Consider the following 24,317-nt stretch of genomic DNA (forward strand, 5'->3'; position numbering starts at 1 on the left):
CTTTAATGATAGCACTTTCATAACAACTTGTGAGAGTCTTATGCTCACAATCGCTACAAAAAAGCTCCTATCCCAGCTAGTGCTAGGAAAGGAGCAATTATCGTTACTTAACGTCGATGATCTTAACTTTCATCGTACCGTTAGGGATTTCAATTTCAACTTCTTCACCAATCTTGTGACCAAGCAGGCCCTTAGCCATTGGCGATTCGTTAGAAATCTTACCGTTCAGGGGGTCAGATTCAGATTCACCAACAATTTGGTAAGTTTCTGGATCTTCATCAGGCAATTCCTTAAACGTTACTGAACGACCCATGGAAACTTCGTCCTTCGCAACATCTTCATTATCGATGATTACCGCGTATTGGAGCATGTTTTCAATTTGGGCAATCCGGTTTTCAACAAAGGCTTGTTCATCCTTAGCTGATTCGTATTCAGAGTTTTCGGAAAGGTCACCGTAGCTGCGGGCAATCTTAATACGTTTGATAACTTCTGGACGACGCTTCAGCTTCAAGTCTTCTAATTCTTGTTCCAGCTTAGCCTTACCATCGCTGGTCATTGGGTAAGTTTTTTCTTCAGCCATACTAAATACTCCCTCATTTATTTATTGGCAACACAATTGTCGCCGCATTTAAAGACATCATTTACTTTTTTGTAAAGAAAAGTTTGCTGTCATTTATCACGGAACCAGTATACAGCACCTTGTTCCTATCGACAACATCTTTTTAAGATTGAAACGACAAAAGGGTCGGACATCCTTCAGCGGAACGTCAGGCCCTATCTGTTTAATTATTATTAACGAACTTCTGCCCCTAATTGACTCGTCAAGTACTTCGTAACCTTGTCGAACGCAGCATTAACTTGGTCTTCCTTCAAGGTATCATGGTCGTCCTGATAAGTCAGGGTGTAAGCCAACGACTTCTTTCCTGCTGGCAAGTGGTTGCCACTGTAAACATCAAACAGGTGAACATCCTTTAAGAAGGCCCCACCACGTTGCTTAATCAATGCCACAACATCCGCGTTAGTAACTGAAGTATCAACAAGCAATGCAATATCCCGCGTAATCGTTGGGAACTTGCTTACTGGTGTGTATTCATTGCCAATCTTCTTAGCGCTCAACAAACTTTCAATATTTAACTCAAAGACATAGGTTTCTGGAATCTTATAAGCTTGCGCAGTCTTAGGGTGAACTTGGCCCACAAAACCAACTAACTGATCACCGAGCATGATGTTAGCAGTTCGACCAGGGTGCATTTCTGCCCGTGATTGGTCGGCAACATAGGTAACTTGGTCAGCCAGGCCCATATTCTTCAGGTATTGTTCAACCATCCCCTTGACTTGGAAGAAGTCAACTGGGTGGTCAGCAACGTGCCAGTTGTTAGCTAGCAATTGTCCAGTAACAGCACCGGCAATATGTTCCTGTTCTTCAGGACGTTCACCACCCTTAGGAATGAAGACTCGTCCTTCTTCGTAAAGGGCCACATTATTCACATTGTGCGCAATGTTGTAAGCCACATCAATCAACAGGCCAGAAACAATACTCATCCGGGTAGCAACGTGGTCAGAACTCATTGGGAAATCGAGCTTCATTGGCTCATCAACAGGACTAATCTGGAACTGCTTAGCTTTTTCAACAGTAGTTAACGAATATGACAATGCTTGGTTCAGGCCCATTCCTTCAAAGTCATGACGACTAGCACGGATGAACTTTTGTCGAGCTGTCAAGCCACCACGATTCCGGGTCATAACAGGCAAAGTGGCAGGCAGCTTGTCATAGCCATAGATCCGGGCGATTTCCTCATAAAGATCCGCTGATAATTCGATATCCCAACGACGGGCAGGAGCCGTAACCACGATGCCATCTTCGCTTTGCACTTGGTAAGCAAAGTTCAACCGGTCAAAGACATCCGTAACATCGGCCATCTTCAAATCAGTTCCTAAGACATGGTTGACCTTACTCAATGACAGGTTGATGTCCTTGTCCTTAGCAGGTTTTTCACTGCCCGTAACGATCCCCTTAGCAACCGTCCCGCCAGCTAATTCAGCAATTAATTCAGCTGCTTCATTCAAAGCTGTTTCGACCGTTGATGGGTTGATTCCCCGTTCAAAGCGCATTGATGATTCACTATGAAGATCTAAACGTCGGGCCTGCTTACGAACCATCACGGGGTCAAAAATAGCTGCTTCCAAGGCCACGGTCTTAGTGTCATCTTCCACGGCGGTCCCTTGACCACCCATGGTTCCCGCTAAGGCCACTGGTTGATCATCAGCAGTGACCAGGATATCTTGAGCTTTTAACGTTTGTTCATTGTCATCCAGGGTAACAAACTTCTCTCCTTCTTCGGCATGACGAACGCCAAAGTCGTGTCCTGGCAGACGATCATAATCGTAACTGTGTAATGGTTGACCATACTTCAACAGGACATAGTTAGTAACGTCCACCACATTGTTGATTGGCCGAATACCAGAGTTCCAAAGACGAATTTGCAACCATAATGGGCTATCAGCCACCTTGACATTCTTGATGACCCGTAACTTATAAGTAGGGGCAATCTTTTGGTCCTTGATTGAAGCAGTAACCAAGTCGGCAGCAGATTGGTCATCATTTTCCTTAACGGCTAGTTCTTTAAAATGCGGTTTTAAGTCATAAAAGGCAGCAATATCATTGACATTACCGTAAATACTGAGCATATCACCACGGTTGGGAGTGACGTCCGTATCAATAATCGTATCATCTAATCCTAAGTAGGAGATTGCACTTTCGCCAGGTTGGGCATCATCTGGCAACAAGTACAGCCCAGCACTGGATTCCTTAGGGGCAATCTTGTCACTGAAACCAATTTCTTGTAGAGCACAAAGCATTCCGTTTGATTCAACACCACGGATTTTGCCCCGCTTAATCTTTTGATTATCAGCAATCCGGGCACCATTCAAGGCAACAATTACCTTTTCACCAGCGGCAACATTAGGAGCACCACAAACAATTTGCAGGGGTTTATCTTCGCCAACATTAACTTGGCAAACATTTAAGTGGTCTGAATTAGGATGTGGTTCGCAGGAAGTAACTTCACCAACAACAATCTTCTTTAAGCCATCCCCTAGTGAGTAAACATCATTAATATCAACAGAAGTCCGAGCGATCTTTTCTGATAGTTCGCGAGGAGCAACGTCGAGGTCGAGATATTCTTTTAACCAATTGTATGAAACTTTCATCTTGAACTATCCTTTCCGGTCAAATTGAGTTAAGAAGCGAACGTCATTTTGGTAGAAGTTCCGGATATCAGTAACACCATACTTCAACATAGCAAAGCGGTCTGGTCCTAATCCGAAGGCAAAACCACCATATTCTTCAGGGTCAACACCAGACATCTTCAAGACGTTCGGGTGAACCATCCCGGCACCCAGTACTTCGATCCAACCGGTATGCTTACAAATAGCACAACCCTTTCCCATGCAGTTAAAGCAGGTAATATCAGCTTCAACGGAAGGTTCAGTAAATGGGAAGTAGCTTGGCCGTAACCGTACATTCAGCTTGTCACCAAACAATGATTGGGCAACACGTTCCAAAGTTCCCTTCAGGTCAGCCATGGTGATGTGGGTCCCAACAACCATTCCTTCAATTTGATTAAACTGGTGACTGTGCGTTGCATCATCAGTATCACGCCGGTAAACTTTTCCGGGTGAAATCATCTTCAGTGGACCTTGGGAGAAGTCATGCTTCTCGAGCATCCGGGCCTGCATTGGCGAGGTTTGCGTCCGCATCAGAACAGATGGCGTAACATAGAAGGTATCCTGCATGTCCCGAGCGGGGTGATCCTTAGGCAGATTTAGCTTTTCAAAGTTATAAACTTCTTGTTCTACTTCATCACCAACAGCCACTTCATATCCCATTGAAACAAACAGGTCGACCACTTGATCAATCACTTGTTGAATCACATGTGGCTGGCCCTGAGCAACTGGGGAACCAGGTAAAGTAACATCAACTGTTTCAGCAGCCAATTCCGCGTTCATTGCCGCTTCTTCTAATTTTTGCCGCTTATCATCAATAGCAGCACTTAATTCGTCACGAACCTTGTTGGCAAATTGACCAACCTTAGGCCGTTCTTCGGCACTTAAATCACGCATCCCACGAAGAACATTTGTAATCGGGCCTTTTTTACCAAGCATTTTAACCCGAATTTCGTTAATCTTCTTCAGGTCTTTGGATTGTTCAATATCTGCTAATCCTTGCTCGCGGAGTTCCGCTAAGCGTTCTCTTAATCCCATATTTTCAACTCCTTATAATAAAAAAGCCCCGTCCAAATAGGGACGAGGCTTCGCGGTACCACCCTAGTTTGCAATTAAAATTGCACACTTAAAATCGATAACGGCGATTGACCGGAATATCATTACATATCGGCTCCGGAAATGAAATTCTCCCATTGTGTAGGTCATTAATTACAGCTAAGATAATGACTCTCTAACTACATTGTTGGGATACTAGTTTCCATCTGCGCTTTTAATAACACAATTATTCTAATCAAACTCTTAGAGAAAATCAAGCGACAATTAATACCACTTGTCACTCCACTGGTGAACGGCCTTCATCACTGGTAACAATTCCTTACCACGCTCAGTAAGGGAGTAGTCAATCCGACTTTGCCCCCGGTATGTATTTCGGGAGACAATTTTTTCATCTTCCAATTCCTTTAAACGTTCACAAAGCACCCGATCACTGCAACCCTCGATACTAGCCGCCAAGTCTTTAAAACGCATTGAGTCTTGTACCAAGAGGGCCTCGATAATTAAACCATTCCATTTCTTTCCTAAAATGGTAAAAGTATGTGTAAATTTTGGACAAAGTTGACACCCTGCCATATGGGTATCAGCACTAGCAACAGCTTGTGCCATCCCAATATCCCCCTTTCTACCAAGTAGTCTTCATCCGCCGCTTCCGAATCTTACGTGCTAACTTGGCACGTAACGGTGAGAAGAATTCATGTTCCGCTTCAAAGTCATCCACTAATGAAACAATTAAGCTTTCCCAGTACTTTGGAATGGCCATTGTTGCCCCAAACATGTGCTTTAAGATAATATCCTTTTCCATATCGTTTAATGGGGTGATCTTCTCGGCATTACGCAATGCTACTCGCGGATGAATGAAAGCATGCGTTCCTAAATCAAATTTAGTAGTTCGCCAATCATAATAAAAGAGATCATGTAATAAGCCAGCACGAGCAACGTTTCGATAGTTCAAGTGCATTCTTTTAGCGATCTTGTAGCTATCAAACGAAACCGCAATGGAATGTTGTAATCGATTCGAGTGGTGGTGCTGAGTATAGTTTGCAAGCTTTTTAACAGCTGGCTGCGCTAATAAGTCCTCAACAAGTGACACATACTCAGGATCAGTTCGCCATTCATTTTTTGACTTCATAATATACCCCTTTCTTATCATTGATTGTATTGTACACAATTTCAATCGCAAAATAAATCAGAACGGCTTAATTTTAATCGGCTAGTCCCTGATTTAACTGAAACATTAAAATCCCGGCTGAAACGGCAACGTTAAGCGATTCCGCTTCTCCACGCATTGGAATATACAAGTTGGCCGTCGTTTGCGCAAGTAGTTCCTTACTCATCCCATGGCCTTCATTACCCATTATTAGAGCAAAGGTTGCTCCCGGATGAACATCACGGAAGCTTTTGGCAGCTGGGTTTAGCTGAGTACCATACACTGGTGCATCAACCTGCTTAAAGTCTTCGATCCACTTTGATAAGTCTCCTTCATACATCTGGAGGTGGAATTGACTTCCCTGCATTGAGCGAACAACCTTAGGTGAAAACAGGTCTGCTGAACGATCACCAACGACGACACCCGTAAAGCCAGCCGCATCAGCAGTCCGGACCATTGTCCCAACGTTGCCAGGATCTTGCACCCGATCCAATAATAGCCAAGCACCGTTTAGAGGCGCTGAAGGAACTTGATGAGCATTCGGCATTTCCACCACGGCAGCAATTCCCTGGGGCGTAACGGTTTCTGTAATGTGGCGCATAATTTCTTCAGTCACCTGATAAACTTCAGCACTCAAGCCAATGAGGTCCTGATGGGCATCGAGTTGTTCATCGGTACCAATCAGTTGTAAGATCTCGATGCCTGCCTTGTGGGCTTCTTGTACCAGGTGCCACCCATCTAATAGATAGCGGCCAGTTTGGCGACGGTACTTTTTTGTTTGCAGTTTTTTCCAATTTTTAACGTGTTGATTGTGGATTGAAGTTAATTCTTCCAAAATAGACAGTCCCCTTTTCTCCTTTAATTATACCATGTTAATAGTGTACAATGGATAGACTAAAAAAGGGAGGAATGGCATCGAATGAAACACTATCAATTAACCGCCTATGGTCAAGTTCAGGGAGTGGGGTTCCGTTGGGGAGTCTACCAATATGCATCCCAGCGGCCAATTAGTGGCTACGTACAAAATATGATGGATGGCACTGTCATAATCGATTGCCAGGCAAACGAACAAGTTCTTGAAGCGCTGATCGCTTTTATTAAACATGGTCCGACCCCTTATGCACGCGTTATACAGTTAGATCAACACGAATTACCAGTTGATCCACAATTGACGGACTTTTCCATCCATTAAGTTGTATAATTCGGTAGAATTTGATCTCGATTTAAGCTAATATATTACTGTTTACATTCAATAAACGGAGAAATCCATTAAGGGAGAAATTAATAATGAAACTAAAACGACTATCAGTAGCTGGCGGATTAGCCACCCTACTGATGCTACTGTCTGGATGTGTCCGTACAACGAAGAGCGGTCATCCTTATGGCTTTGTCTACACGTATATGGCAAAGCCAATGCAACATTTGATGGAGTGGCTTGCCGCTCACTTAGGTAACAACTATGGCTGGGCCATCATCGTAATTGTTGTGGTTGTCCGAATGGTCCTCTTGCCAGTGATGTTCTCGCAAATGAAGAAATCCACCATCATGCAAGAAAAGATGGCACGGATTCAACCGGTATTAAAAGAACTCCAACAAAAGCAAAAGGAAGCCAAGACACCGGAAGAAACAGCCGCCATTGGCCAACAAATGATGGCAGTTTACCGGGAAAATAATGTCAGTCTGACAGGTGGAATTGGCTGTCTACCACTGATTATTCAGTTGCCAGTCTTTGCCGCTCTTTATGCCGCTATTCGTTACTCACCGGACCTGTACCACGCTACCTTCTTTGGTATTGCGCTTGGTAAACCAAGTGTGCTCTTTGCGGTATTATCATTTATTGCCTACGCTGTCCAAAGTTACCTCGGTTTAGTTGGCGTCCCTGAATCACAAAAGCAGCAAATGAAGATGGCAATCTGGATGAGTCCAGTCATGACCTTCTTTATTTCATTAACTTCTTCTGCTGGATTAGGACTCTACTTCTTCATTGGTGGGCTCTTTGCAATCTTACAAACCTTATTAATTAATGCTTACCGTCCACGCATTCGGAAACAAATTGCTGCCGAAAATGATGGTAAGCCAGTCAAGGTGCCAGATGCACCAGTGATCCCGTCTACGAGTACAACAGCCAAGACAGCAGCCACTTCTTCCGCCATTGACCAGTTGAAGAATGATGACAAACAGGCCCCTAGTGAACCACAAAAGAAGGCCCAACAACCAGTCCCAACTAACCGGCAACGGAACGCGGGTAAACAGCATCATCACAAGAGTAATAATTAACTAACCACCAAGGCTTCTAACATTTATGTGTTAGGGGCCTTTCACTATCAAGGAGGCAAATTAAATGGAACGACCTATTAACCATGATCAATTATTTCTCCAGCAAAAGGCCAAAGCAGCAACGAAGGCCGATTTAGTAATCGGCCAGGACCTCCAGGATACCCTCCAGGCTCACCATCGGGACTGCGTCGGCATGGCCGCTAACATGATCGGCGTTAATAAAGCAATTATCATCGTTAGTGTTGGTCCCTTCAACCTGCTAATGTTCAACCCCAAAATTGTTCAACAAAGTCATCCTTACCAAACTCAAGAAGGCTGTCTTTCATTATCAGGAGAACGCCGCACTACTCGTTACCAGCACATTACGGTAGCATTTATGAATAAGCAGTGGAAAAAGCAACAGCAGGAATTTAGCGGGTTCACCGCCGAAATTATTCAGCACGAAATTGATCACCTGCACGGTATTCTAATTTAGCCTAGCTTATCAAGCTCCGTAACTTTTGCTATGATAATAAATGAATGAAATAAGAGCTACAAAATCGCCGGGTTTTGTTAAAAATATCTTCCCAAACAGGCGTCCATTTTGGAGGATGGGAGGAGTATCTGGAGGTTTTTAGTTTGACAATTACTAAAGAAGTTTTTCACTACGTCAGTCGGAACATCATTGCCATGGTGGGAACCTCACTGTATGTACTGATTGATACCCTATTTATTTCTATTGCCGCCGGGGCGCTGGGGTTAACTGCTCTTAACCTCGCTCTCCCCATTTTTAACTGTTTCAACGCCATCGGTCTCCTCCTTGGCGTCGGTGGAGCCACCATTTTCTCATTAAATAAGGTCCTCCACCCTGAACGAGTAGAGTCACTATACAGTTCATTAATAATTGTCGCCGCTGTGACGGGTGTGATTGTGGCAATCTTAATGGATATTTTTGCCACCCCAGTCGTCAATTTTCTCGGTGCTAATGACCAAACACGGGAATTGGCGATTACTTATGTCAGGATTGTGGCCTGGTGTGGACCCTTTGTGATGTGCAACCTAATCAGTTTAAACTTTATTCGTAATGACGGTAACCCTACCCTCACAATGATGGCAACCGTCATTGAGACCACTTCCGTTATTGCCATTGATTGGTTCTTCATTTTTGGTCTGGGATTTAAAATGGAAGGGGCTGCAATGGCCGCTATCTTTTCACCAGCCATTAGCTTGGTTGTATTGTCATTTCACCGTCGCTTTAAGAAACGTCAACTGCACTTGCATTGGGTATTTCCATCAATCAAGTCGGTTTGGCATGCCGCTCGACTGGGTGCCGCGGCAGCCCTAAACGAATTGAGTTCGGGAGTTAGCGTTTTCTTTTTCAACCATGTCCTATTAATTCTCGCTAACAATTATGCTGTGGCCGCCTATGGAGTTATTTCAAATATTGCAATTATGGTATTAGCCATCGCGAATGGGGTCGCCCTCGGTGTTCAACCGATTGTTAGCCGGGAATATGGTGAACGTCATTATATGAATGCTGCGAAGGCCCTGCGTGTCGGTGTAATCACAACCCTGACAATCGCCCTAATCGAGTTTGCTGTCTTAATTGTATTTAAGTACCCGATTATCAATATTTTTAACACCCAACATTCTTGGCAGTTGGTCCACTTTGCCAGCGTTGGTTTACCAATCTACTTTACCAGTGCTTTTTTCACTGCTTTGAACTATCTTTTCATCCTGTTCTTAACGGCAATTAATGGCGCACGGGCATCATTTTCATTATCACTGTTACGAGGGTATTTAATCCTCTTACCACTAATTATGATCCTGCCAACTATCTTGGGCATTGATGGTGTCTGGGCGGCGGTACCGATCACTGAAATGACCGTGACAGTTGTCGGCGCTATATTTATTCGCCAACGAATTCACCATTTTAACCAGTTAGACTCTTAATTCTGAAATTATAAAGACCATCCACGTCACCAGTAGACGTAGATGGTCATTTTTTTATCTATGTTAATTATTATGCTTTATAGCATGGTTGTAGAAAATCCAAGCAACGGCGCCGAAGAATATTGGCCCAAAGGCGGTCCAGAAGGCGGTTTGAAAGTCATGGTCAATGATTGGTTGGACACAAGTAAAGATAATTCCCAAGCAAACAATGATTTCCACAAACCAAACGAGGACCCGTGTCCAGAAGAGGTTCTTAAAGACGACAAAGTCATGGGGAACGTTCTTCCGCTGGAAGGCCGGAAAGGCACCAATCAGGAAAATGTATGGTGCACAAGTAGAAACGTTAACCATATCAGTCAAAATCTGATAGAAGCGTGCCGCCGCAGAACCACAAAAAGCCACAAGAAAAATAATGATGCAAACCAAGGCAGCCTGAATCCACATTGCATTGGCTGGCATATCTGCGGAATTCAACTGAGTGATCCGGGTTGGCCATAACTTTGGATTAGAACCCATGATAAAAGATTTAACTGGCGTGTAAACCAGGACAAACATGGCCCCTAACATCCCCATCAATCCAGATAGAGCAATCAATCGGGTAAATAAGGCACCCAGGAAGAGGTTTGTCCCATGACTTAATCCTAATGAAAGACCAAGCATATAACCCAAACGGTTAAACACCACGTAAGTTACGTTACCCAGGTTCACGTCAGGACGGGCAATTATATGGTTGTAATTGACAGAGAAACCCGTCATCACAATCATCAGAACATAAGAACCCACGGTTAAGATAGCCCCAATGGTCAGGCCTCGTGGGAAGGTATGCTCAGGATCTTTCATACTATCTGTCACCCCACCAAGGTTTTCTACCCCAGCGTACGCAAAGATTGCGTAAACAACGAAGGAGATCACCGCAATCGGCGTTTTAAACGATGGGTTTGGTGATTCAAAGAAGGAAGAAATCCCATGAATTGGTTGTGCTGGTACACCTTTATTGGCGATGATGACCACTAAACTGGCCAAGATAAAAATAGCGTTCATACCGATCATCAAGGACCCACCCAGGGAACTGATTTTAGTAATTCCATTAATTCCCCGGGCACTTAGCCAGGTAACCGCTAAGACGAAGAGAATGGCCAAGACACCAATTAATTGGTTTGACCCAAGGCCTAATAGATGCCACTTCTGCGTCGTATCATGACCAAACAGTAAAGCTGAAAGAGTAATCCATAGCCGCGATGCAGAAGAAACGATCCACAAGACCCAGGATGCTAACCAAATAAAGGTCCCAATGAAGGCAATCTTTTCGGTCGTTGAGCCAGCAAGCCAAGAATAGATTCCCCCATGCGCGTCCTTAAAGGCTGAACCATATTCAGCCATCATTAGACACGAAGGGAAGAAGAAACACAATCCAGCAAGAATATACCAGAACATCCCTGCATAAGCCATCTGAGCATAGGCAATGGATACATTACCAAAACCATAGATGGTTGAAATAATCATCAGCACCAATGTTGGTGTGGTGATCAACTTTTTCTTTTCTGATGCCATTATTTTAATCCCCCAATTACTTAATAAAAATAACGTATCCGTTTTCATTATACCGTTTTTGCAACGTTGTTGGGGGAATTTGTTAATAAGTTAACGTTCTGTACTAAAAAATCACGGTGCTGACGCAATGATCAGTACCGTGATTAATGACCTTATTTAATTGACTTATCAGACTGATTTTTAGGAGCAGTCTTCACAATTGGCAAAATAATGCGGAAAAGTGATCCGGCACCCAGAGAGCTTTCTAGGGTAATTGAGCCATGATAACCTTCAATAAGTCGTTTGGCAATGGACAGTCCTAACCCATTACCACCCTTTTTACGACTGCGGGCTTTATCAACCCGGTAGAAGCGATCAAAGACTCGTTGAACATTTTCCGGAGAAATCCCTTCTCCAAAGTCCTGAATACCGATTTCAACAGTATTCATACCCCGTGAAAGGGACATGTGGACTTCCTTCCGGTCGGTAGAATACTTCACAGCGTTATCACAAAGAATAACGAGCACTTGTTCCAAGTGGTCACGATAAATATTAGCTGTGATTGCTGAATGCAAATCATCATCGAGCGTGAAAGTAAATTCAGGATAGAGCATCTTAAAGTTGTTATAAACTTGGTGAACCACGTCATTAACAACCGTTTGTTCATTTCGAAAGTTGAGGTCCACCTGCCCAGCCCGACTTAAATCCAGCATTTCTTGAACCAAGTTCTTCATCCGTTTAGTTTCTACCAACGCCGCATTAAGGGACTCATCCAAGACTTTAGGGTCATCCTTTCCCCAACGCTGGAGCATCTCCAGGTGACCCTGGATAATCGCCACTGGCGTCCGCAGCTCATGACTGACATCACCTACAAATTGTGTTTGCTGGTCAATATAGCGTTGCATCCGGTCTAACATTTCATTGAACATATCGGTCAGTTCAGCTAACTCGTCGCACCGTTCAACCTTCGGAACACGGATATTCTTGGTGGGATCCTTACTGATGGCCTTGACGGTATCATGAATGTCACCCAGTGGGCGCAAGAGGAACATTGACAAGAAGTATCCCAATAGCCCACTGGCAAGGATAACCAAGCACATTGCGAAGAAACAGACGAGCTGGATCTGATGATAACTAGCCATGTAGGCATTCAAGTCATTTTCAACCTGCAGGTAACCAATTAATAAGTGGTGATTATGACGTGAATAAATTGGCATCAGGCCAGCAATGATTTTATGCTTTGGCCCCTCAGTCATCTTTACCGACCGTTGATTAGTAAAAGTCGGTTTAACCAACCGCTTACCAGTACTGAAGACCAGCTGGTGTTTAGGAGTATAAACGTTCACGATCAGGTGATTGTCAGACAGTTCCTGGATAATTGGCCGTTTAAAATCCACACCATCGTTAAAATCACCCTGAGATGGCGGATTGATAATATTACTAATTCGTTGCTTCGTCAGCACCATGTCGGTATTCGACAATTGACGACTAATATTATCCATTCCAGTGTTGATCAATCGCCGTTCTGAACTCAACAGGTTTTGTGTAAAGGCGGAAAACATCGCCATTACCACAATACTAAAAATGATAAAAGAACCAATTGATGTCCCCAGCGCCCACTTCAGCTTTAATGAAAAGAAGCGTTTGCCATTTTCTTGATCTGTCATGATGCTGCCTTAGGAACGAATCACATAACCGGTACCACGAACAGTTTGGATATAACTCTTTTCGCCTGGCCGGTCAATCTTGTTCCGCAAATAACGAATGTAAACATCAACCACGTTAGTTTCAACCTTGGAATCGTATCCCCAGACTTTACTCAGGAGGTCTTTCCGTGACATAACGACGTTGATGTTCTCCATTAAGATCAGCAACAATTCGTATTCACGCTTCGTCAAGTTGATGACATCGTCACCACGACGGACAACCCGATTTTCCTTCTCAATCGTGAGATCCTTGTACTTAACAGTTGTTTGATGTTCCTTATTATGGCCATCTTCAATACTGATCCGCCGTAATAGTGCCCGGACCCGCGCAAGTAATTCTTCAATGGCAAATGGCTTAACAATATAATCGTCAGCACCATGGTCAAAGCCGGAAACCCGGTCAATAACTGAATCACGCGCAGTCATAATAATGATTGGTGTACTCTTCAGTTCACGAACCCGCCGGGCAACTTCAATCCCATTTAATTCTGGCAACATTAAGTCCAACAGAATCAAATCAAAGTCTTCGTTTAAAGCGGCCTGCAGTCCAGCCCGACCATCTAATTCGACATCTGTATCGTAGCCTTCGTGTTTGAGCTCCATTTCAACAAATTTTGCTAAATTTTCTTCATCTTCAATAATTAAAATTCGACTCATAATTTCACCTGCGCTATTATTTCGTATTTACGTACATTAATAAAACACAGTAATTTTATCACAATTTTCTCATAAACCCCAGTATTTATCGCCATTCTCGGCCTTAAAATGGCAAAATAAAAAGACCACTTCAGGTCCGGCGCCTAGAAAGAGGTCTTTTCTTTTAATATTAGTTCTTAGTGTCGACAACTTGCTTGCCGTCATAGTAACCACAGTTAGGGCATACCATGTGTGACTTACGGAGTTCACCGCAGTTTGGGCAAGGTGCAAGGCCAGGGACAGTCAACTTAATGTGTCCACGACGCATGCGCTTACGAGTCTTTGAAGTCTTCCGTGCTGGAACAGCCATGTTTGACACCTCCTAAAATTATTTTTCATCCACAAAGGTTATTTTTTAACCGTCCGCTACTTATTTTCATCCTGATCAGGAAATAGTTTTTTCAACTTCGCGAGACGTGGATCAACTGATTTATCTTTCTGCTTCTTGGCTTGATAGTCATCCTCAGAGATCACTTGCCAGCCTTTCCCGGTAGGCATTGGTTTACCTTGCCGTTCATCTTCAGAAAGCACCCGTAACGGAATTTGTTCAATGATGTTTTCAGCAACCGCCTGATTAAAGTTGATCGTATCGCCACTGTGAATTAAAAAGACAACTTCATCATCTTCATACCGGTCACGGTGACTAGGATCATCAATGTAGGTTTCTGAAAATTCAAAATCTAATGGTAATTGAACGGGTGTTAAAGAACGACTCGAAGGAACAGTCACTGTTGTTTTCACATGGGTAGCAACAGTTGCATCCCCCTGGTCATACGTCACGTAGCCATCAACCTTTACTGGTTGAACGGCTAAAATCACATCAGGAAATGACTTCGTCAGGAGATCATTTAAATCAAGGGTATCGTTGATGTGTAACGGTTCGCTAGAATAGCGATGTAACTCTGATAAGGTCCACTTCATGATTTCAACCTCCTAATGCAACAAGCACCATTATACTAGCGCCCTAGTTGCTTGTCAATGTCTATTCCTTGACAGTCCCAGATCCGCTAATCATAACGGGAGCCCGCTTTAAATCCTGTTCGTAGGGCGTAAATAGCTGGTACAATTTTCCCGCTCGATAATCCAAGTTTAATAAGTGGTCACGTTCAGCTTGCCCGCATTTAGTAATCAACGGTAAACTCACGCGCTTCTTAATTGTATGGAGGTACTGCCGTCCATCATTGGAAAAACCCAAGATGCGCAAATACGGTTGTTGCAGATGCATCTGCACCTGATCTTCACGCATCTGCATCACAGTATAAAAACATAACCGTAGTAAATGCGAATAGGTGTAGCGTTTCGTTTTCAACTGGCGAATAAATTGGTTAAACGTCAGTGATTGCTGAGCTGCCCGTTTCATTCGGTGTTCTAGGCCTTCTGTCATCTGGTAAATTGTTTGCAATTCCCCAATTGGTGCTTGGATTAAGTAGTTTCTTAACAAGGGATATAAGATCTGCCAATCAGGGATTGAATCAAGATGAGATAAGTCATTAGCCGTCTGCTTGGGAACAACCTGATCGACGGGACGACCGCCCAAGACTGCCTGACGAATGGCACTGGCTGATGCAATTGTCCCCGTAATTGATTGATCATGATACTGACTACCCTGACGAGCAATCGCAACCGGCTTAATTCCAACTCTTTGTTTAACGATTGCCTTATGATAGGCAAACGCTAAAATATCGTTGGGCTCAGTCAAGGTATGACCCGTCGCCTGTTTTAATTCTTGATTAAATTGCGTCGCAAACGTGGCATTATAGCGGGCAAAGCCATCTTTCATAAAGTGAGCTTCTGCTTGAACAAATTGGTCAAAATCCCAGTCAGGATGCTCAGCGCCAAACACAATCGAAGGCACCTGCAAAGCTGCCAACAGCCGGATTGCACCGTCAGCAAAACGATGAGCTGGTTGAACAGCCATGAAAGTTGGTAATTCAATGACTAAGTCAGCCCCATTCTCCAGAGCAGCCTGCGTCCGTTGCCATTTATTGAGAATTGTAGGTTCACCGCGTTGAGTAAAATTGCCACTCATCACAACCACTACCACATTAGCACCAGTAATTTCACGAGCCTTTCGCAGGTGGTAAATATGCCCATTGTGGAAAGGATTATATTCAGTTATTAAGCCAACTGCTTTCATCTAATTCCCCTATTTAGAACATTCAAAGAACCACCGACGACTATCTTCTTGGACTGCTCGCTGACCAAAATTGGCAGAAACGACAATTTGACTAAAACCAGCCTTAACCAGGGCTTGCCGAATTTGATTCAGTGAATACCCCTGCTCAAAGTGTGTCTCTTCGATCCGGTGGTATGTTTGATCAGCCTGCTGATGGAAAAAAGTCAGTTCATGGATGACCCCATGATCAACGTCATCATTTTGATATGATGACCACATAAAGTATTCTTTACCATCAGGTTGGGCATAGTTATACATGTAACCCGGATAAACGGTGTCCGTTTGGTATAAAGAAATCATATCAAAAAGAAATTTGCCATCAGGGGTCAGGTGGGCAGCAACCTGGTTAAATGCAGTCTGTAGATCTTCAAAACTAGTTAAGTAGTTAAAAGAATCAGCATAACAAGTTACTAATTCATATGTTGGTAAAGCCGATAAATCACGCATGTCTGCTTGCACTAAGTGGATGTCGACCTGCTCAGCACTAGCATGTTGGGAAGCTAACGCTAGCATATCTGCTGACAAGTCTGCCACCGTCACCGCTAAGCCGCGTTTGGCCAACAAAACAGCTAATCGACCTGCGCCACCTGCTAAATCCAGGCAACGGAGCGCTGTCAGATGAGGTAATCGGTCCATGGTATATCTCGCCCACTGTTGGTACATTGATGAATCAAATAGCTGGTCATACAGTTGGGCAAAGGTTTGGTAAATCATTAATCGTTAACCCATTGATTGACGTTAACAATAGGAGCATCTGACCATAATTTTTCCAAATTGTAAAAGTGACGAGTTTCTTCTCGGAAGACATGCACAACGACATCACCTAAGTCAATCAGTACCCAGTGGGCATGATTTTTACCTTCGACACTACCAATGTTGACCCCATTCTCGTGGGCCTTTTCAATAATAGCGTTAGCAATGGCTTGAACCTGACGATCAGATCCACCGGTCATGATGACAAAGTAATCTGCCATCGGGCTAATCTCGTCAACTTGCAAAGCAGTAATATCTTCAGCGCGCCGACCATCGCCAGCTTTGACAGCCATCTCTAATAATTCTTTACTATTCATTAATCAATCTTCCCTTCGTATTTAGCAACCCAAGCATTGTAGGTTTCAATCGTCTTAGGATATACCGGCTTATTATTCTTAATCAAGTAAGCAAGAGTATGTTTCGTTTGGTAAGCCACCCCTGCACCAAGATCTTCATCAGTAATCTGACGAGCACGATCAACGCCTGGAAAATCACGTGCTGGTTCAATGTAGTCAGCCATGTAAACGATTTGTTCCAACGGTGACATCACCACTGCACCAGTGGTATGGTGACGAACAGCATTCAAAATGTCCTCATCCCAAATACCACACTCATCCTTTAGTAGCTCTGCACCAACTACCCCATGCCAAATTGCGTTGCCCCAATTCAATAAATCGGGATCCAAATGTTTCTTCTTAATTTCTGCAATAAAAACATCATCGGGCCGTTGCTTAGCATAGTCGTGGCACAATCCCGCAATGCTGGCCTTTTCTAGGTCAACATGGTAACGTTTTGCCAGTTTAATGGCAGTTTGTTCCACCCGCAAAACATGGTGGAAACGCTTAGGACGCAATGAATTCTGTAACCGCTCAATCAAAGCGTCACGTGTTAATGGAATATAGTGGTTTGAATATTCAATTATTTCTTCAGTCATGATATAGTTGGTGCTCCTTAATAAAATCGGCAACTGCTTGTGGAACCATGTAACGAATTGTCGTCCCCTGTTGAACGCGGCGCCGAATATCGGTCGAACTAAAGGCAACTGTGGGGACATCAATCCAAATCACTGGATACTTTGTCATATTTTGAGCGCCCTGACGACGCACCGCAACAAAGTGAAAACGCGGCAGACGAACTAATTCATCAATGCGATGCCATGTTGGCAAATAATCTACCATATCCCCACCGATAATAAAGTAATAATCCGTGTCAGGATGCTGCTCAATCAGTTGCTTCATAGTGTCATAAGTATAAGAGACGCCACCACGATTCAACTCTGCTTTTTCGATTCTAAAATGTGGATTATTTTTAATCGCTAGTTCCAACATTTGGAGACGCAGGTCAGCAGCGACGGCTTCCTTACGATCTACATGTGGCGGAATGGCGTCTGGCATAAAGTCGACACGATCAAGACACAAGTTGGCATAAACCTGTTCTGCAATTAACAGATGTGCATTATGGATGGGGTTAAAAGTCCCGCCGTAAATGCCAACTCGCTTAGCACGCTTAAACTTAGTCTCCTGTGGTGCGGGCTGAGTCCGTACACCAGTTAAAACACGATGTCCTTGCACAAGTGCCACCTCTTGACTAGATTTTCTTAACTTTAGCAGATAATTCCCGTTGTTCTTTATTATCAGCCACTTTAAATAATACTAAGACCCGGCCAATTACTTGAACAACCTGGATATCCGTCTGACTTTCAATAAAGTGACGAACTTCGTCAGTGGTTACATCCGCATTTTGTAAAATATTAACCTTAATTAACTCACGACGGTTTAAGGCACCATTTAACTGTGCTAGCCATGTGTCGGTCAGGCCTTCTTTACCAACTGCAAAAATGGGCTGCAAATGGTTAGCGTGAGCTCGTAAGTAACGTTTTTGTTTTCCTCTTAATTCCATTTTGTCTCCTCTAAATCATTGCACGACGAATCAGCACTGAAACACCCTGAGGTACCCATCCAGCAACCGTAACACCAGCGGGTACGGTAATCCAACCAAGTCCTTCAAAAACCAAATCACTCTTCGTTTCAGTATGAAACTCTTGACGTTCAAGCGTTGGAAAACTGTCAACCTCATCCTGGGTTGGAGGGGTCAGCAGGTCTCCCAGGTGCTTTTGGTAGAAATGATCAGCATTTGCCAATTTAGTCCGGTGGAGAGGCAGATTATTATCAAAGTACGCAACCATTCCGGCACGTGAGCCCTTCAGGTAATCAAACCGCGCAACCCCACCCATAAAGATGGTCTGACCATCATTTAATTGGTAAGTACGCGGCTTAATTTCCTTTTGTGGTGCCACGTACTTTAACTGTTTAGCTGGCAGGACATGCGCCATCTGGTGTTCATGAATTATCCCTGGAGTGTCAACTAATAAATGACCATCATCAAGAGGGATCTCGATCTTATCTAATGTCGTTCCAGGGAACCGCGACGTGGTAATAAGTTCCTGGACCCCGGTCCGTTGTTTGATGATTTGATTAATCAGCGTGGACTTACCAACATTTGTAACTCCCACAACATAGACATCACGATGTTGACGGTAATGTTCAATCGTATCCAACAGCTGGTCAACCTGGTGGTTCTTCTTTGCTGACACCAGAATCGTATCGATTGGCCGCAAGCCTGCCATGTTAGCTTGTTGACGCAACCAATCTGTTAACTTACTGCGTCGTAATGACCGTGGTAATAAATCTTCCTTATTACCAACTAACAATACTGGATTATCACCAACAAAACGGTGGAGGCCCGGAATTAAGCTGCCATTAAAGTCAAAGACGTCTACCACATAAACAATTAAAGCATTAGCATCCCGAATCTGCCCTAACAGCTTGAGAAATTCATCATCGCTCAGTGAAACGGGGGCGATTTCATTGTAATGACGAAGGCGGAAACAACGTTGACAATATAGTTCATTGTTTGCCAGGCCTTTTTCAATAGCCGACTGAGGTGTATAGCCAGGCTGCTTAGGATCCGTTGATTGGATCACCGCACCACAGCCAATACAACGCAATTCATCGTTAGACTGCTTATTTTCTGTCATTCAAATCCTCCTGCCAATGCAAATCAGAGTACTCTTTTCGTAATAGCTTCCACACGCGTTTTTCTAAGAAACGGTTCATCTGGGTGGTCCACTTGTCAGTTTGAATCAATGGCTTAACCAAAATAGAACGAACTCCTGCCTGGTGGGCAGCAACCATATCAGTCATTAACTGGTCGCCAACCATCACAACTTCGTACTTGTTCAGACCAAGCTTTTTTCGTGCCCGTGTGATACCAAAACTTAATGGTTTTAATGAACGTGAAACAAAAGGTAACCCCAGTGGCTCAACGGCTTTAGCAACTCGTCTCTTATTATTGTTGGAAATCACAATCAAGGGTATACCAGCATCAGATAAGGACTTCATCCACTGACGCAGTTCAGGCGTCCCATTAGGATTATTCCAGGCAATCAAAGTATTATCAAGGTCAGAAAAAACACACCGGATACCTTGTGCTTTTAGTTGTTCTGGCAAAACAGAATAAATTGATTTTACCATCCACGTTGGTTTAAATTCTTCTAACAAGGTGACACCTCTTTTTCAATAGTCAAATTAATTATAACGATTATGCCTAGAGAGGGCTAGTAATCAAAAAGCAGCGACCACTTGGTAAAATCCAAGCGCGCTGCTTTTTGATTATAATCTTAGTTCAAAGCCTTCTTAGCTTCGGCAACGATTGCCTTAAATGCATCAGCATCGTTAACAGCTAAGTCTGCCAACATCTTCCGGTTGATGTCAATGTTAGCCAGCTTCAAGCCGTGCATTAACTTGCTGTAACTAATATCATTCATACGTGCAGCAGCGTTAATCCGGGCAATCCAGAGTTCACGGAACTTACGCTTGTTAACCTTCCGGTCACGGAATGCGTAAGTATAACTCTTCATTACTTGGTCCTTAGCAGTCTTGAAAAGACGGTGCTTTGAACCACGGTAACCCTTTGCTAACTTCATAATGCGCTTACGACGTGCGCGCGTAACAGTTCCACCTTTAACTCGCATGTTGAATTCCTCCTACGTATTTTAATTTTCTTAGTTGAAGTTTACTTAAATGGTAATAACTTCTTGTAACGTTTTACGTTGGTCTTGTCCATCATGCTCAAGCCACGTAATTGACGACGTTGCTTCTTAGTCTTGCCGTGGAAACGGTGACTAGTGAATGAGTTACCACTCTTGAATCCACCCTTAGCAGTACGCTTGAAACGCTTTGCAGCAGCGCGGTTAGTTTTCATCTTTGGCATAAGAAAATTACCTACTTTCTCAAATTATTTCTTTGCTTTATCAGCAGCTGGGGCAAGAGTTAAGAAAATACTCCGCCCTTCCATCTTTGGTCGTTGAACAACAGTAGCGATATCTGATGTCTCATCGGCCATTCGTTCAATCATGTCACGGCCTAGGTCCTTGTGGGTAATCGCACGTCCACGGAAACGGAGTGATACACGAACCTTATCACCCTTTTCAATGAACTTCCGAACCCGCTTTAACTTAACGTTAAAGTCGTTGGTATCGATTGATGGACTAAGTCGAATTTCCTTAACCGTCACAGTCTTTTGCTTCTTACGAGCTTCACGCTCTTTCTTTTGCATTTCGTAACGGTACTTCCCGTAATCCATAATCCGGGCAACAGCTGGACGTGCCTTTGGGGCAACCAGCACTAAATCAAGGTTAGCGTCTTCAGCTAATTGCAAAGCTTCACGCTTGGACTTAATTCCTAATTGTTCACCATCTTGACCAATTAGCCGTACTTCACGAGCACGAATACCGTTATTGACAATCATATCTTGAGCTATGGCAACGCACCTCCAATTTTAATAGCGAAAGATCCAGCAAAAAAAGCGGAGTGCATACGCACCCCGCCAATAATGAACAATAAGATTTGTTCTTATTTCATCTCGTCAGCCCGGCAACACTGATCACCTAGGCGAGAAGCGGGTGCTTCTGCTTTTTCTTTCAACATTTTATAGAATAACGAATCTCACTCGAATTGTCAAGAAAGACTTAACCTTTATCCCGTAAATTTGCACCGACCATCTCATATTCACGTGACAAGTATTTAATTCGTTCCATAATCCGGCTGGCCTTAACCGGTTCTTCTTCACCGCGATTATTAACCGCCAAATGCTCATGTTCCAATTCATCCATTGAGAAGTTAGAAGAGAAGAAGGTCGGTAATTCTTCCTGCATCCGATATTCCAGGATCACACCTAAAATATCATCACGCGCCCAGGTTGTCATTGAATCCGCTCCAATATCATCAAGCATTAAGATTGGAGCTTTCTTAACTACTTCAAGCTTATCACCGGTATTATTTTGTTTAATCGAATTACGCATTTCAACGACAAAGCTTGGGAAGTGCACCATTGTCGTTGCAATCCCATTGGCCTTGGCTAATTCGTTAGCAATGGCCCCTAACAAGTAGGTTTTGCCAACCCCAAAGCTTCCATATAAATACAGACCCGGACGGAACTGACTAGGTGAATAGTGCTCCACAAAGTTAAGGGCGGCATCAAGGGCCTCATTCCGGCTCTTTGTTTGATGAGCATCATCAACATAATAACTATCAAACGAAGCATGTCGGATAAACTTCGGCATATTAATTGAGCGAACCAGGTTCTGAATATGTTGTTGCCGTTGCTGTTCAATCAGCTTTTTTGTTGGGACGTAGACAACATCGATCTGGCCCGCATTGATAGTCAGTTGCGGCGAATAACCTGGGGCAACCGTTGGTGTTCCCTTCCGAATCAATTCTGTTTCGTGATAGTACTCATACAGCTTGGCTTCACCGCGTTGAATAACATCTTTAGAAAGGGCATCCTGGTGCTGGTTCAAGAAATTCTTCACCGTGGGATCAGCAAACACTTTTTGCATCATTTGCTGATATGCTGGTTGCATGTTTTGGCCGTTCATCAACTGTTGAATAGCACTACTTAGTGATTTCATGACTTAGCATCTCCCTTTCTTTGGTTATGTTTAGCAATCCGCTCACGCAGTTTTGCAATATCTTGTGCGGATGACTTTTCTGTTTTCTTAGCCGTCTCTCGGGTCCACTCTGGCATCTTTTCCTTAACCACTCGCTTACCAGTTTGTCGTGGTCGACGCTTACTGAAGGCCCGTTTTTGACCATTTTTATTAAATGCCTGAATTTGTCGAAGAGCTTGGCTAGCGTTCTGGACACCAGCCTTCATCCAGTTATTAGCGATCGTATCAACAAGTCCCTTGGGGAGGGTAGCATTGTCCAGAGATATCAGCACATACCATGATAGGACGTTAACAACTTCCTTAGAAAGGTGGCCTTCTTCAATCAAGCCCTGTAAGACAAACCGATCCTTAGAGGTTACGTAACCGCCAGTCTGTCGTTTTAACTGCTGGAGAAACTCAACTGGGGCATAGTACCGACAAGCAGCAACCAGTTGCTGTTCGTCTGCGTTAAGTTGTCCTCCGTCCTTCACTAAAGACTGGTTTTGACCGGAATCATCAATGGACTGACCCACTGACGCATAGGATTGTGCAATTGCCTTCTTAAGCGCATTAGTATCAATATGATTATCTGCTAAGTTAATACTCTTAATTAAGAAGCGGGCCATTGTTGGTTCATCGATCCCATACAATTGATGCTCAACCTCAATTAACTCACGATGGTTAGTCAAGTCATCCTCAGTGATCGGCTGGTTAGCCAGTAGTTGCGTCAGTGTTGGCCAATCAAAGTCATCATCGTTAGTCACCAATGGATGATATTGCTTGGTCGTCAGTTGCTGACGCGCAGTAACTAGAGTGGACGGTGGAGCAGTGACTGATCGCTGATCGATATTAAAGACGTCCAAAAAGCGGTGGCTAATTTCCGTTAATTGGGGATTACCACGCAATTGATAACTTGACGCTGAGTTCACCAATCGATCAAATGCTTGCTCGCCTACGGATTCCAACAAAAGAACACTCAACAAGTCATCATTGATCAAGGTAGCTGGCGACATTGTTGCTTGAAGTTCATAGACCTGAACGCGACCAATGCTGTCTTTCTTGGTAAAAGTCCGCACCATCCCTACGCCTTCAAGTCGCTTTAAGCTTTCCGTTATATCTTGTCGACCCATATTAAGCTGCGCCAACAGTAATGATTGCAACTGACGATCCGCCAATACGGGCTGGGGCTTAAGAAAAGCCATTAAGCCATAGAAAGTGCTAAAAGCTTGGCTACCCACAATTGGTTGATAAAAGCGCAGAAAGGTCTCATTATCAAAATGAGACCAATCCTCCGCGGCAGTAACGATGAAGCCATCTTCGGGATCAAATAATTGTTGCTGTTGCTCCACCGTCGTCACCTCTACTTATTATTTTTATTATCCTTCATCATTGATTCTAGCTCATCCATGAATGCATCAACATCCTTGAATTGCCGATAGACACTGGCAAAGCGAATGTATGCCACTTCATCAACTTGTTTCAGTTCGTTCATTACAAACTTGCCAATCACCTGACTGGAAACTTCATTCTCACCTAACGAGCGAACCTGTTTTTCAATTTTATCTGCGACCTTGGTCAGTCGCTCCATGCTTACCGGGCGTTTTTCAGCCGACCGCACAATACCATTAAGGATCTTCTGGCGGCTGAATGCCTGCCGGGTACCATCCTTTTTAATGACCAGTAACGGGGTTTCTTCATATCGCTCAAAGGTTGTAAAGCGAAATCCGCAGTGGACACATTCCCGTCGACGTCTAATAAAGGTCCCATCTTCACTTGGCCGGGAATCAACCACCCGCGAACCATTTTTATGACAGTGTGGACAGCGCACCA

At 43.7% G+C, this 24,317-nt stretch carries 29 protein-coding genes and 2 other annotated features; of the genes, 4 read left to right on the plus strand and 25 right to left on the minus strand.

Annotated elements, in window-relative coordinates; translation table 11 throughout:
• Positions 1-103: 103 nt before the first annotated feature.
• The 6 genes from greA to FD27_RS06795 all read right to left on the minus strand — a co-directional run bounded on the left by greA (position 104) and on the right by FD27_RS06795 (position 6,263).
• Positions 104-580 carry a transcription elongation factor GreA gene (gene greA / locus FD27_RS06770; RefSeq protein ID WP_057751681.1) on the minus strand — a complete coding sequence of 159 codons (477 nt, stop codon included), beginning with the start codon at positions 578-580 and terminating at the stop codon, positions 104-106.
• A 212-nt stretch (positions 581-792) separates the two neighbouring features.
• Positions 793-3,210: a phenylalanine--tRNA ligase subunit beta gene (pheT, locus tag FD27_RS06775; protein ID WP_057751684.1), complete on the minus strand. Its 2,418-nt coding sequence runs from the start codon at positions 3,208-3,210 to the stop codon at positions 793-795.
• A 6-nt stretch (positions 3,211-3,216) separates the two neighbouring features.
• Positions 3,217-4,263, minus strand: a complete 1,047-nt coding sequence (gene pheS, locus FD27_RS06780) for a phenylalanine--tRNA ligase subunit alpha (RefSeq protein WP_057751695.1) — start codon at positions 4,261-4,263, stop codon at positions 3,217-3,219.
• A gap of 35 nt (positions 4,264-4,298) precedes the next feature.
• Positions 4,299-4,499, minus strand: a binding site (T-box leader).
• A 46-nt stretch (positions 4,500-4,545) separates the two neighbouring features.
• On the minus strand, positions 4,546-4,887 hold the full coding sequence (locus tag FD27_RS06785) for a winged helix-turn-helix transcriptional regulator (RefSeq protein ID WP_057751697.1): 342 nt from the start codon (positions 4,885-4,887) through the stop codon (positions 4,546-4,548).
• A gap of 16 nt (positions 4,888-4,903) precedes the next feature.
• Positions 4,904-5,410: an HD domain-containing protein gene (locus tag FD27_RS06790; RefSeq protein WP_057751699.1), complete on the minus strand. Its 507-nt coding sequence runs from the start codon at positions 5,408-5,410 to the stop codon at positions 4,904-4,906.
• Positions 5,411-5,483: 73 nt separating this feature from the next.
• On the minus strand, positions 5,484-6,263 hold the full coding sequence (locus tag FD27_RS06795) for a TrmH family RNA methyltransferase (protein WP_057751701.1): 780 nt from the start codon (positions 6,261-6,263) through the stop codon (positions 5,484-5,486).
• An 84-nt stretch (positions 6,264-6,347) separates the two neighbouring features.
• On the opposite strand from FD27_RS06795, the gene FD27_RS06800 reads away from it, so the two are divergent.
• The 4 genes from FD27_RS06800 to FD27_RS06815 all read left to right on the plus strand — a co-directional run bounded on the left by FD27_RS06800 (position 6,348) and on the right by FD27_RS06815 (position 9,637).
• Positions 6,348-6,620 carry an acylphosphatase gene (locus FD27_RS06800; protein ID WP_057751704.1) on the plus strand — a complete coding sequence of 91 codons (273 nt, stop codon included), beginning with the start codon at positions 6,348-6,350 and terminating at the stop codon, positions 6,618-6,620.
• 95 nt (positions 6,621-6,715) lie between these two features.
• Positions 6,716-7,705 (plus strand): membrane protein insertase YidC, encoded by a 990-nt coding sequence (yidC, locus tag FD27_RS06805; protein WP_057751706.1) that lies wholly within the window; start codon positions 6,716-6,718, stop codon positions 7,703-7,705.
• A 64-nt stretch (positions 7,706-7,769) separates the two neighbouring features.
• Positions 7,770-8,180 (plus strand): peptide deformylase, encoded by a 411-nt coding sequence (locus tag FD27_RS06810; protein WP_057751709.1) that lies wholly within the window; start codon positions 7,770-7,772, stop codon positions 8,178-8,180.
• A 194-nt stretch (positions 8,181-8,374) separates the two neighbouring features.
• Positions 8,375-9,637 (plus strand): MATE family efflux transporter, encoded by a 1,263-nt coding sequence (locus FD27_RS06815; protein WP_151495821.1) that lies wholly within the window; start codon positions 8,375-8,377, stop codon positions 9,635-9,637.
• A 63-nt stretch (positions 9,638-9,700) separates the two neighbouring features.
• On the opposite strand, the gene yjeM is transcribed toward FD27_RS06815, so the two are convergent.
• The 19 genes from yjeM to nrdR all read right to left on the minus strand — a co-directional run bounded on the left by yjeM (position 9,701) and on the right by nrdR (position 24,315).
• Positions 9,701-11,191: a glutamate/gamma-aminobutyrate family transporter YjeM gene (gene yjeM / locus FD27_RS06820; protein ID WP_083482714.1), complete on the minus strand. Its 1,491-nt coding sequence runs from the start codon at positions 11,189-11,191 to the stop codon at positions 9,701-9,703.
• Positions 11,192-11,340: 149 nt separating this feature from the next.
• Positions 11,341-12,834, minus strand: a complete 1,494-nt coding sequence (locus FD27_RS06825) for a sensor histidine kinase (RefSeq protein WP_057751714.1) — start codon at positions 12,832-12,834, stop codon at positions 11,341-11,343.
• Positions 12,835-12,843: 9 nt separating this feature from the next.
• Entirely contained in the window at positions 12,844-13,530 is a 687-nt protein-coding gene (locus FD27_RS06830; RefSeq protein ID WP_057751716.1) for a response regulator transcription factor, read from the minus strand.
• Between the two features lie 169 nt (positions 13,531-13,699).
• Positions 13,700-13,879: a 50S ribosomal protein L32 gene (gene rpmF, locus FD27_RS06835; protein WP_057751719.1), complete on the minus strand. Its 180-nt coding sequence runs from the start codon at positions 13,877-13,879 to the stop codon at positions 13,700-13,702.
• Between the two features lie 56 nt (positions 13,880-13,935).
• Positions 13,936-14,490, minus strand: coding sequence for a YceD family protein (locus tag FD27_RS06840; protein WP_057751721.1), 555 nt, complete (start codon positions 14,488-14,490; stop codon positions 13,936-13,938).
• A gap of 61 nt (positions 14,491-14,551) precedes the next feature.
• Positions 14,552-15,706: a nucleotidyltransferase gene (locus FD27_RS08800; RefSeq protein ID WP_057751724.1), complete on the minus strand. Its 1,155-nt coding sequence runs from the start codon at positions 15,704-15,706 to the stop codon at positions 14,552-14,554.
• 9 nt (positions 15,707-15,715) lie between these two features.
• Positions 15,716-16,459, minus strand: coding sequence for a class I SAM-dependent DNA methyltransferase (locus FD27_RS08805; RefSeq protein ID WP_057751726.1), 744 nt, complete (start codon positions 16,457-16,459; stop codon positions 15,716-15,718).
• Positions 16,459-16,815 carry a ribosome silencing factor gene (gene rsfS / locus FD27_RS06855; protein WP_057751728.1) on the minus strand — a complete coding sequence of 119 codons (357 nt, stop codon included), beginning with the start codon at positions 16,813-16,815 and terminating at the stop codon, positions 16,459-16,461. Before rsfS ends, FD27_RS08805 begins: the two co-directional genes overlap by 1 nt.
• Positions 16,815-17,432 carry a bis(5'-nucleosyl)-tetraphosphatase (symmetrical) YqeK gene (gene yqeK, locus FD27_RS06860; protein WP_057751731.1) on the minus strand — a complete coding sequence of 206 codons (618 nt, stop codon included), beginning with the start codon at positions 17,430-17,432 and terminating at the stop codon, positions 16,815-16,817. Before yqeK ends, rsfS begins: the two co-directional genes overlap by 1 nt.
• The gene (locus FD27_RS06865) at positions 17,425-18,069 is read right to left on the minus strand and encodes a nicotinate-nucleotide adenylyltransferase (RefSeq protein WP_057751733.1); all 645 of its coding nucleotides are present in this window, start codon (positions 18,067-18,069) and stop codon (positions 17,425-17,427) included. The genes yqeK and FD27_RS06865 overlap by 8 nt, the downstream gene beginning before the upstream one ends.
• A 16-nt stretch (positions 18,070-18,085) precedes the next feature.
• Entirely contained in the window at positions 18,086-18,397 is a 312-nt protein-coding gene (gene yhbY / locus FD27_RS06870) for a ribosome assembly RNA-binding protein YhbY (protein ID WP_057751735.1), read from the minus strand.
• 10 nt (positions 18,398-18,407) lie between these two features.
• A complete protein-coding gene (gene yqeH, locus FD27_RS06875; RefSeq protein WP_057751738.1) occupies positions 18,408-19,535 on the minus strand; it encodes a ribosome biogenesis GTPase YqeH in 1,128 nt (375 codons plus the stop codon).
• A complete protein-coding gene (locus FD27_RS06880) occupies positions 19,522-20,058 on the minus strand; it encodes a YqeG family HAD IIIA-type phosphatase (protein WP_057751741.1) in 537 nt (178 codons plus the stop codon). The genes yqeH and FD27_RS06880 overlap by 14 nt, the downstream gene beginning before the upstream one ends.
• A 119-nt stretch (positions 20,059-20,177) precedes the next feature.
• Positions 20,178-20,531, minus strand: coding sequence for a 50S ribosomal protein L20 (gene rplT / locus FD27_RS06885; RefSeq protein WP_057751743.1), 354 nt, complete (start codon positions 20,529-20,531; stop codon positions 20,178-20,180).
• 41 nt (positions 20,532-20,572) lie between these two features.
• Positions 20,573-20,770: a 50S ribosomal protein L35 gene (gene rpmI / locus FD27_RS06890; RefSeq protein WP_057751745.1), complete on the minus strand. Its 198-nt coding sequence runs from the start codon at positions 20,768-20,770 to the stop codon at positions 20,573-20,575.
• Between the two features lie 24 nt (positions 20,771-20,794).
• Entirely contained in the window at positions 20,795-21,307 is a 513-nt protein-coding gene (gene infC / locus FD27_RS06895; protein ID WP_057751752.1) for a translation initiation factor IF-3, read from the minus strand.
• Positions 21,308-21,350: 43 nt separating this feature from the next.
• Positions 21,351-21,479 (minus strand) — a sequence feature (ribosomal protein L20 leader region).
• 48 nt (positions 21,480-21,527) lie between these two features.
• Positions 21,528-22,469 carry a primosomal protein DnaI gene (gene dnaI, locus FD27_RS06900; protein ID WP_057751764.1) on the minus strand — a complete coding sequence of 314 codons (942 nt, stop codon included), beginning with the start codon at positions 22,467-22,469 and terminating at the stop codon, positions 21,528-21,530.
• Positions 22,466-23,836 carry a DnaD domain protein gene (locus FD27_RS06905; protein ID WP_057751766.1) on the minus strand — a complete coding sequence of 457 codons (1,371 nt, stop codon included), beginning with the start codon at positions 23,834-23,836 and terminating at the stop codon, positions 22,466-22,468. Before FD27_RS06905 ends, dnaI begins: the two co-directional genes overlap by 4 nt.
• Before the next feature lie 11 nt (positions 23,837-23,847).
• The gene (gene nrdR / locus FD27_RS06910) at positions 23,848-24,315 is read right to left on the minus strand and encodes a transcriptional regulator NrdR (protein WP_057751769.1); all 468 of its coding nucleotides are present in this window, start codon (positions 24,313-24,315) and stop codon (positions 23,848-23,850) included.
• Positions 24,316-24,317: the final 2 nt, after the last annotated feature.

The organism is Limosilactobacillus frumenti DSM 13145 (assembly GCF_001436045.1).
Lineage (GTDB): Bacteria > Bacillota > Bacilli > Lactobacillales > Lactobacillaceae > Limosilactobacillus > Limosilactobacillus frumenti.

Coding starts and splice junctions, on each gene's coding strand:
- greA (WP_057751681.1), bottom strand. CDS start 580: ATGGCTGAAGAAAAAACTTACCCAATGACCAGCGATGGTAAGGCTAAG.
- pheT (WP_057751684.1), bottom strand. CDS start 3,210: ATGAAAGTTTCATACAATTGGTTAAAAGAATATCTCGACCTCGACGTT.
- pheS (WP_057751695.1), bottom strand. CDS start 4,263: ATGGGATTAAGAGAACGCTTAGCGGAACTCCGCGAGCAAGGATTAGCA.
- FD27_RS06785 (WP_057751697.1), bottom strand. CDS start 4,887: ATGGCACAAGCTGTTGCTAGTGCTGATACCCATATGGCAGGGTGTCAA.
- FD27_RS06790 (WP_057751699.1), bottom strand. CDS start 5,410: ATGAAGTCAAAAAATGAATGGCGAACTGATCCTGAGTATGTGTCACTT.
- FD27_RS06800 (WP_057751704.1), top strand. CDS start 6,348: ATGAAACACTATCAATTAACCGCCTATGGTCAAGTTCAGGGAGTGGGG.
- yidC (WP_057751706.1), top strand. CDS start 6,716: ATGAAACTAAAACGACTATCAGTAGCTGGCGGATTAGCCACCCTACTG.
- FD27_RS06810 (WP_057751709.1), top strand. CDS start 7,770: ATGGAACGACCTATTAACCATGATCAATTATTTCTCCAGCAAAAGGCC.
- FD27_RS06815 (WP_151495821.1), top strand. CDS start 8,375: ATGGTGGGAACCTCACTGTATGTACTGATTGATACCCTATTTATTTCT.
- FD27_RS06825 (WP_057751714.1), bottom strand. CDS start 12,834: ATGACAGATCAAGAAAATGGCAAACGCTTCTTTTCATTAAAGCTGAAG.
- FD27_RS06830 (WP_057751716.1), bottom strand. CDS start 13,530: ATGAGTCGAATTTTAATTATTGAAGATGAAGAAAATTTAGCAAAATTT.
- rpmF (WP_057751719.1), bottom strand. CDS start 13,879: ATGGCTGTTCCAGCACGGAAGACTTCAAAGACTCGTAAGCGCATGCGT.
- FD27_RS06840 (WP_057751721.1), bottom strand. CDS start 14,490: ATGAAGTGGACCTTATCAGAGTTACATCGCTATTCTAGCGAACCGTTA.
- FD27_RS08800 (WP_057751724.1), bottom strand. CDS start 15,706: ATGAAAGCAGTTGGCTTAATAACTGAATATAATCCTTTCCACAATGGG.
- FD27_RS08805 (WP_057751726.1), bottom strand. CDS start 16,459: ATGATTTACCAAACCTTTGCCCAACTGTATGACCAGCTATTTGATTCA.
- rsfS (WP_057751728.1), bottom strand. CDS start 16,815: ATGAATAGTAAAGAATTATTAGAGATGGCTGTCAAAGCTGGCGATGGT.
- yqeK (WP_057751731.1), bottom strand. CDS start 17,432: ATGACTGAAGAAATAATTGAATATTCAAACCACTATATTCCATTAACA.
- yhbY (WP_057751735.1), bottom strand. CDS start 18,397: ATGGAATTAAGAGGAAAACAAAAACGTTACTTACGAGCTCACGCTAAC.
- yqeH (WP_057751738.1), bottom strand. CDS start 19,535: ATGACAGAAAATAAGCAGTCTAACGATGAATTGCGTTGTATTGGCTGT.
- rplT (WP_057751743.1), bottom strand. CDS start 20,531: ATGCGAGTTAAAGGTGGAACTGTTACGCGCGCACGTCGTAAGCGCATT.
- rpmI (WP_057751745.1), bottom strand. CDS start 20,770: ATGCCAAAGATGAAAACTAACCGCGCTGCTGCAAAGCGTTTCAAGCGT.
- infC (WP_057751752.1), bottom strand. CDS start 21,307: ATGATTGTCAATAACGGTATTCGTGCTCGTGAAGTACGGCTAATTGGT.
- dnaI (WP_057751764.1), bottom strand. CDS start 22,469: ATGAAATCACTAAGTAGTGCTATTCAACAGTTGATGAACGGCCAAAAC.